The organism is Paenibacillus sp. NPDC056579 (assembly GCF_042793215.1).
GTDB lineage: Bacteria > Bacillota > Bacilli > Paenibacillales > NBRC-103111 > Paenibacillus_S.
In genome coordinates, this window is the sequence record NZ_JBHTVD010000005.1 from 395,736 (window position 1) to 403,007 (window position 7,272).

At 52.5% G+C, this 7,272-nt stretch carries 7 protein-coding genes; 6 read left to right on the forward strand and 1 reads right to left on the reverse strand.

Annotated features, from left to right (window positions below):
* The first annotated feature begins 12 nt into the window (after positions 1-12).
* The 3 genes from ACFQ88_RS21470 (at position 13) to ACFQ88_RS21480 (ending at position 2,314) form a co-directional block, all read left to right on the forward strand.
* Positions 13-903, forward strand: coding sequence for a LysR family transcriptional regulator (locus ACFQ88_RS21470; RefSeq protein ID WP_239632047.1), 891 nt, complete (start codon positions 13-15; stop codon positions 901-903).
* 173 nt (positions 904-1,076) lie between these two features.
* A complete protein-coding gene (locus tag ACFQ88_RS21475; protein ID WP_379456525.1) occupies positions 1,077-1,670 on the forward strand; it encodes a TetR/AcrR family transcriptional regulator in 594 nt (197 codons plus the stop codon).
* Positions 1,671-1,711: 41 nt separating this feature from the next.
* The gene (locus ACFQ88_RS21480; protein ID WP_379456527.1) at positions 1,712-2,314 is read left to right on the forward strand and encodes an SRPBCC family protein; all 603 of its coding nucleotides are present in this window, start codon (positions 1,712-1,714) and stop codon (positions 2,312-2,314) included.
* A gap of 169 nt (positions 2,315-2,483) precedes the next feature.
* Here the strand turns inward: ACFQ88_RS21480 and ACFQ88_RS21485 are convergent, their stop codons facing one another.
* The gene (locus ACFQ88_RS21485; protein WP_239632053.1) at positions 2,484-2,981 is read right to left on the reverse strand and encodes an NUDIX hydrolase; all 498 of its coding nucleotides are present in this window, start codon (positions 2,979-2,981) and stop codon (positions 2,484-2,486) included.
* 203 nt (positions 2,982-3,184) lie between these two features.
* Between ACFQ88_RS21485 and ACFQ88_RS21490 the strand changes: the two genes are divergently transcribed.
* From ACFQ88_RS21490 to mglC, 3 genes are all read left to right on the forward strand, one after another.
* A complete protein-coding gene (locus tag ACFQ88_RS21490; RefSeq protein ID WP_379456529.1) occupies positions 3,185-4,246 on the forward strand; it encodes a galactose ABC transporter substrate-binding protein in 1,062 nt (353 codons plus the stop codon).
* Between the two features lie 157 nt (positions 4,247-4,403).
* On the forward strand, positions 4,404-5,921 hold the full coding sequence (locus tag ACFQ88_RS21495; RefSeq protein ID WP_379456531.1) for a sugar ABC transporter ATP-binding protein: 1,518 nt from the start codon (positions 4,404-4,406) through the stop codon (positions 5,919-5,921).
* 91 nt (positions 5,922-6,012) lie between these two features.
* Positions 6,013-7,023, forward strand: a complete 1,011-nt coding sequence (gene mglC, locus ACFQ88_RS21500) for a galactose/methyl galactoside ABC transporter permease MglC (protein ID WP_379456533.1) — start codon at positions 6,013-6,015, stop codon at positions 7,021-7,023.
* The last annotated feature ends 249 nt before the right edge of the window (positions 7,024-7,272 follow it).

The following is a 7,272-nucleotide window of genomic DNA, read 5'->3' on the forward strand; positions in this document are numbered from 1 at the left end:
GAGGGAGAAGCCGTGAATATTCAGCAGATCAGGGTGTTTGCCACAGCCGCGAGCTCGCGGACATTATCCGAAGCGGCAGAGGAGCTGCGTTTGCGCCAGCCGACGGTAAGCTTTCATTTGAAAAAGCTGGAGGAGGAGCTGGGTGTGGAGCTGTTTCGGAAGCAGCTGCGCCATTTTCAGCTGACCGATGCGGGCTCGGCGCTGCTGCCGTATGCCCGCAGAATATCAGCTTTGCTGGATGAAGCGGAGCATTTGATGAAGGAGCACCGGGAGCAGGGCAGGGGCAAGCTGCGGATCGGGGCGAGCTATACACCGGCAACCTACTTTTTGCCGTCCTATATGAGGGCGTTTCAGGCCAGCTTCCCGCAGGTCATGTCGCTGCTCACCGTGAAAAAAGCCGGAACGACACTGAACCTGCTGCGCGAGTACGAGATCGACGTCGCCGTTGTTTCGCTGCGGAATGTGCCGTTGGACGGCCTGCATGTCATTCCACTCGTTCCGGATGAGTTGAAGCTGGTGATGCCGACCGATCACCGGTTGGCGGGAATGGCCGACTTGGAAGTGGACGATCTGCGCGGGGAGCCGTTCCTTGTTCACGAGCCGGGGTCGACGTCGCGTGAGCTGTCGGAGGCATGGGCGCGCGAGGTAGGGCTGCAGTGGGAAGTACGGATGGAGCTAGGCGCAATCGAAACGATCAAGGAATCGATCAAGTTCAACATGGGCATCGGAATTCTTCCTCGCCGAAGCATCTTAAGGGAGATCGAGCTGGGCGAGCTGGAGGTGCGCGACCTACCGGGGTACGTCAATCAGCGCCATATTTGTCTTGTTTACCGCGATGAGGATATATTGGCTTACCAGGTACGTACGTTTATCGGATTTATGCAAAGCCGCTGTCAGGAGTAACGTAGGAAAAAGCCGCGTTCGGATTGGATGCGGTTTTTTTTGCGCAGTCCCGCGAGATACGGCAATGAGCAGCAGGCAAGATGAAGGCTTGCATCTATTGACAATATGCGTGAGAACGATATAATGAAGGAAAAATGTTAGTGTTTACTAACATTTTGGCAATGACTTAAGAGATGGAGGCACCGACAACGAAGAAGCTGAGCAATAAAGATAAAATGATGACTGCAGCGATCGATTTGATGGCTGAACGAGGATACAAGGGCGTTGCGACCAAAGAAATCGCTGCGTCGGCAGGGTTTAGTGAAATGACCTTGTTCCGGTATTTCGGCAGCAAGCGGAAGCTTCTGGAGGAGGCGATCGACCGGTTTTATTATACCGGCGAGATGCAGCGTATTTTTGCGGAAGAGATGGTGTGGGATTTGCGCAACGACCTCCTGCTGATCAGCAAGACGTACCATGAGATAATGCATCAAAATCGAAAGCTTATCCGAATCGTGCTCCAGGATAACGAGCTGGCGGATTTGCGGAAGCATGCGGAGAAGCACCCGCGTCAGCTGAAGGAAAGACTGACGGACTATTTTGAATCCATGCAGAGCAAAGGCAGGATGATTCCGACCCGTTCCGAGGCGCAAGCCATGACGTTCATGTGGATGAACTATGGAGCCTTCATGACCGGCCTGTATGGTGCATCATCCATGACGGCCGTTTCTTTGGAGGAATTTATGCAGTCGAGCATCGAGCTGTTTGCCAGAGGACTTACCACATAGTTTTTATGAATAACTTACTTTATATCAAAGGAGGAATTCGTTTGACCAACTATTCATCGCAACAAGCCGTGGAAGCGGATACGGGCCGTACCATTGCATCGTGGATGGATGTGCTGAGCCGGGAGGCGGAGAAGGACTGGTCTCACGGTCAATTGGTGGATTACCTGACCTCCGTGTATGAGGTTGGGATCGAACCGGCCGGGCGGATAGCCGATCATTATGAGGAATTCAAGGGCAACAAGCCTGTCGGCAAGACCGCATCCGCAGGCTATCAGGTAGGCGTAAGAAGAACGTATCCAGTCACGGCGGAGGCTGCATGGGCGTTCCTCACTTCACCCGAAGGCATGAAGCTGTGGCTCGGCGGACTGCCAGCCCTCGATTTCCAGCCTGGCCAGACGTTTCAATCCGATGAGGGCATCTCCGGCGAAATGCGTGTCGTGAAACCGATGCAGCAGCTGCGGCTGACATGGAAGAAGAAGGATTGGGACCGGCCTTCGACGCTGCAAATTCGTTTGATCCCAACGGCTACCGGCAAGCTGACCATCAGCTTTCATCAGGAAAATATGGCGGATTTCTATGTGAGAGACGAAATGAAGCAATATTGGGAAAACGCTGCAGCTGTTTTGCAGGAAAAGCTCGGTTAACTGTATCGCCGCGCCGCACAGTCTCGCTTTTTGAAAGCGGTCTGCCGGGCGCGGCGTTTTTTGCGTAATGAACCTTTCTAGTAGCCGACTGGTCTTGGTTTCGGGACCTACCACGGCTTTGCTTCAGAGAGGACAGAACGCCGGCTGCACACTAGAACATTAGCTGCATTCAAGCCAGCAGCCGCTCCTCCTTTAACTTCCTCAACACCTCTGCGTCGGTTGGAAACGCTAAGTCAGGCAGCTTGTCATACGAGAAAAATCCCGCATCCTGCAAATCGTCCCCTGCGGCAAGCTCACCCTCCAGCACCTCGGCCATAAACCAGATCCCCACCGTATGCTGCTCCGGATTATGAAAGTTGGACTGAACGGAATACACTTCTGTTATACGAATCGTTAACCCTGTCTCCTCGAGAAACTCCCGCCGGGCCGCGTCGTACACATCCTCATCCCATTCGACATAGCCGCAAGGAATGCACCATTGCCCCTCGTAGCTTCCTTTTCGTTTGCCCAACAGCACTTTGTTGTCCCGCAGCAGGATGGCCGCAACGCCGACCGCAGGATTTTGATAAAAAATAAAGCCGCAAGCCGTGCAATAAGGGCGGGTTGTTTCTTTTCGCTCGTTCAGAGCAAGCTTTCCCCCGCATTTCGGGCAAAAATCGTATCTCATGGTAGCTTCACCTCCGCAGCGCATTACTCCCAGTATAGCAGAATAGATATCGATGAGCTGCGCATGCCGAGCAAATAGTTGCCAATAACATATGAGAATTTCGATAGAACAGATGAGAATTTTGCATGTGCTTTTGAACCAACATAAACGATAATGAGAAAGCAAAGACGATTACATTTTTTAAACAAATGGAGGTCACTTATATGAAAAAGGTCGTATCCACGCTTCTTGCGGCAGCGTTGATCACAACGGCAGTAGGCTGCGCCAGCACGGGAGGAACGAATACAGGGGCATCAAGCGGAGGGGCAACAACCGGTTCCGGCGGCGCTGCAAAAAAACCGGTGCTCGGCGTTGCGATTTATAAATTCGACGATACGTTCATGACGGGAGTGCGCAACGCGATTTCGAGTGCGGCTGAAGGCAAAGCGCAGGCGGACATCGTAGACAGCCAAAACTCGCAGCCGACGCAAAACGATAAAGTCGACTTGTTCATTACGAAGAAAGTGAATGCGCTTGCCATCAACCCGGTTGACCGTACAGGCGCTGGAGTTATTATCGACAAAGCGAAGGCTGCCAATACGCCGGTTGTATTTTTTAACCGTGAGCCGTTGGCCGACGATATGAAGAAGTGGGATAAAGTGTACTACGTTGGCGCGAAGGCCGAGCAATCCGGCACGATGGAAGGCCAGCTTGTCGTCGACTATTTCAAATCCCATCCGGAAGCGGACAAGAATAAGGACGGCACGCTGCAGTACGTTATGCTGAAAGGCGAGCCAGGGCATCAGGACGCCGAGCTGCGCACCAAGTTCTCGATCAAAGCCGTGGAAGATGCAGGTATCAAGGTTCAAAAGCTGGCAGAAGACACCGCCATGTGGGACCGCGTAAAAGGACAAGAAAAAATGGCTGCATTCCTGGCATCCCACGGCGACAAAATCGAAGCCGTATTCGCGAACAACGACGATATGGCGCTCGGAGCTATTGAAGCTTTGAAGGCCAAAGGCTACTTCAAGGACAACAAATACGTTCCTGTCGTAGGCGTTGACGCAACGGCTCCCGCTCTAAAAGCGCTCGAAGAGGGCACATTGCTCGGTACGGTGCTGAACGATGCGAAGAACCAAGGAAAGGCAACCTTTAACCTGGCGAATGTGCTGGCGCAAGGCCAAACGCCTAATAAGGACAATACAGGCTACGAAATTACCGACGGCAAATATGTATGGGTACCATACAAAAAAATTACGAAAGAAAACATGAACGACGCGAAATAATCCGGTTCTTTTGTAAAAATTGCAGCATTAGCTCGGTACAGGTGTAATAGGCGATTTAGGTTAGCGATGTTCCGTTTTTTTCAAATAGTACGACAGGGCAAGGGGCAATGTGTGCTTTCGTTGTACCCTTGCTTTCTTTTTCGAAGGGGGCGTTACCGTGACGCAAAGCGGATTTTTACTTGAAATGAACAACATCTCCAAGGAGTTTCCCGGTGTGAAGGCGCTCGATAATGTAACGCTGAAGGTTCGTCCGGGTACGGTACATGCTCTGATGGGGGAAAATGGCGCTGGAAAATCGACGCTGATGAAGTGTCTTTTCGGAATATATACGCCCGATGGGGGCGACATTTATTTGAACGGCAGCAAGGTGGACTTGAAAAACTCCAAGGATGCGCTGGATCACGGCGTATCTATGATTCATCAGGAGCTGCACCCGATTCCGCAGCGCAATGTGATGGAAAATATTTGGCTTGGACGGTTTCCGCTCAAGGGCATCGGGCCGTTCCAGCTCGTCGATCATAAAAAGATGTATAAAGATACGGTAGAGCTGTTCCGCGAGCTCGAAATGGATATCGATCCGAATGCGCTTGCGGGGTCGATGTCGGTCTCGAAGCTGCAGTCTCTTGAAATCGCCAAAGCCGTATCGTTTCAATCCAAAGTCATTATTATGGATGAGCCTACCTCGTCCTTGACGGGTAACGAAGTCGAAGCGCTGTTCAAAATTATCGACAGTCTGAAAAGCCGCGGCGTAGCGATCATCTATATTTCGCACAAAATGGAGGAAATATTGCGTATTTCCGATGAAGTGACCATCATGCGGGACGGCAAGCTGATCGGCACTTGGCCGGCGGCGGAGCTGACGACCGATCTGATTATTACCCGGATGGTCGGTCGCGATTTAAGCCAGCGGTTCCCGGAGCGGACCAATGTGCCGGGGGACGTGCTGCTGAAGGTGGAAGGTCTCACTTCGCCCATCGCCAAATCGTTCAAGGACGTATCCTTCGAGCTTCGCAAAGGGGAAGTGCTCGGGCTCGGCGGCCTCGTCGGAGCTCAGCGAACCGAATTGATCGAGGCGCTGTTCGGCCTGCGCGCGGTATCGGCCGGCACGATCTCTCTGCGCGGCAAGCCGGTGCGCTTCAAGGCGCCGATCGATGCGAAGAAGCATAAGATCGCGCTGTTGACCGAGGAACGGCGGGTTACGGGGATTTTCCCGGTGCTGTCGATCCAGGAAAATACGGCGATTGCCAACCTCGACCGGTACATTAATCCGTTCTTCCTGCTGAACGAACGGAAAATCAGGGATGAGGCCGAGCGAAGCGTAGAACAGCTGCGCGTGAAGACGCCATCGGTCAAGCAGCTGATCAAAAACTTGTCCGGAGGCAACCAGCAAAAGGTGCTGCTGGCCCGGTGGCTGTTGACCGAGCCGGACATATTGCTGCTCGATGAGCCGACCCGCGGCATCGACGTCGGGGCCAAGTTCGAGATCTATTCGATCATCGCCGATCTGGCGAAGCAGGGGAAGAGCATCATTATGATTTCCTCGGAAATGCCCGAGCTGCTCGGAATGAGCGACCGCATCATGGTGATGTGCGAAGGCCGATTATCCGGCATTGTGGAAGGTAACGACGCGACGGAAGAAGAGATTATGCGCCTGGCGACCAAATATATGGTGTGATATGGAGTTTACGAAGAAGGCTTTCCTTCAGAAAGCCCAGTATCGCTTACGAAGATGGCTTTCCTTCGGAAAGCCCTTAGGAGGATCAAAAATGCAAACCAACAAAGTAAGTAACTTTTTGACGCAAAATGCGATCTACATGGTATTGATCGTGCTCGTCATAGGAATAGCGATATCGGATCCGCGATTTTTGTCCATTGATATTTTGCGCGATATTTTGCTGCAAAATTCAACGAGAGCCATTATTGCGCTCGGGATGGCGTTCATCCTGATCACCGGAGGCACGGATTTGTCCGCTGGGCGCGTCGTCGGTCTGACGGCTGTATTATCCGCCTCCATGCTGCAAATGTCGGATTATCCGCGACGGTTTTTCCCGGATATGCCTGACTTGCCCTTGTGGGCGCCGATTGCTATAGGTATTCTCGCCGGGCTTGTCGTAGGACTGCTTAACGGCTGGATCGTATCACGGCTCAGCGTGCCGCCCTTTATCGCCACATTGGGCACGATGGTTATCGTGTACGGGGCGAACTCGATTTACTTCGATTTGAAGCCGAACGAATCACAGCCGATTGCAGGCTTGCGCAAAGATTTCACGAATTTGGGCACCGGATTTTTCGGTCAGAACGGCTCTTATTCCATCCCTTATATTGTCATCATCGCAATCGTCGTCGCGCTCATCGTCTGGGTTGTGTTCAATAAGACGAGGCTCGGAAAGAACATGTACGCCATCGGCGGCAACATCCAGGCCGCTACTGTATCGGGGATTAACGTAAAGCGCAATTTGCTGTACATTTATGCCTTTGCGGGAGCTCTGTATGGACTTGGCGGCGTTTTGGAAGCGGCAAGAACCGGCGGTGCGACGAACAACTACGGCAACATGTACGAGCTGGACGCCATCGCAGCCTGCGTCGTAGGCGGGGTGTCCACGGCCGGAGGGATCGGAACCGTACCTGGCGTGCTGGTAGGCGTCCTGATCTTCGGAGTCATCAACTACGGACTTACGTTCATCGGCGTCAGCCCTTATTGGCAGCTGATCATTAAAGGCTTGATCATTGTTGCCGCAGTAGCCTTTGATATCCGCAAATATTTGGCTAAAAAATAATAAGAGTGACGCGATGGAAAAGCGCTTCATAGACAGGGGCTGCTATATGCAGCCTTTGCTATGGAGCGTTTTTTTTGTATTGCTGTGTTGGGGAATGAAGCCGAGGGTCAGAACTCTCGGCTGAAAGAAGGAAATTCCGCGTTACAGGGGAGTGTAACGCCAGGGCATGCTGTAACGCGGTTTATCTGCGTTACAGAGCAGGGGCAAGCTGCCGAGGAGCGAAACTCTCGGCTGTAAGCAGGAAATACG

Excerpts from the sequence above, each read along its gene's own strand:
- ACFQ88_RS21485 (WP_239632053.1), bottom strand. The coding sequence starts at position 2,981 with ATGAGATACGATTTTTGCCCGAAATGCGGGGGAAAGCTTGCTCTGAAC.
- ACFQ88_RS21490 (WP_379456529.1), top strand. The coding sequence starts at position 3,185 with ATGAAAAAGGTCGTATCCACGCTTCTTGCGGCAGCGTTGATCACAACG.
- mglC (WP_379456533.1), top strand. The coding sequence starts at position 6,013 with ATGCAAACCAACAAAGTAAGTAACTTTTTGACGCAAAATGCGATCTAC.
- ACFQ88_RS21475 (WP_379456525.1), top strand. The coding sequence starts at position 1,077 with ATGGAGGCACCGACAACGAAGAAGCTGAGCAATAAAGATAAAATGATG.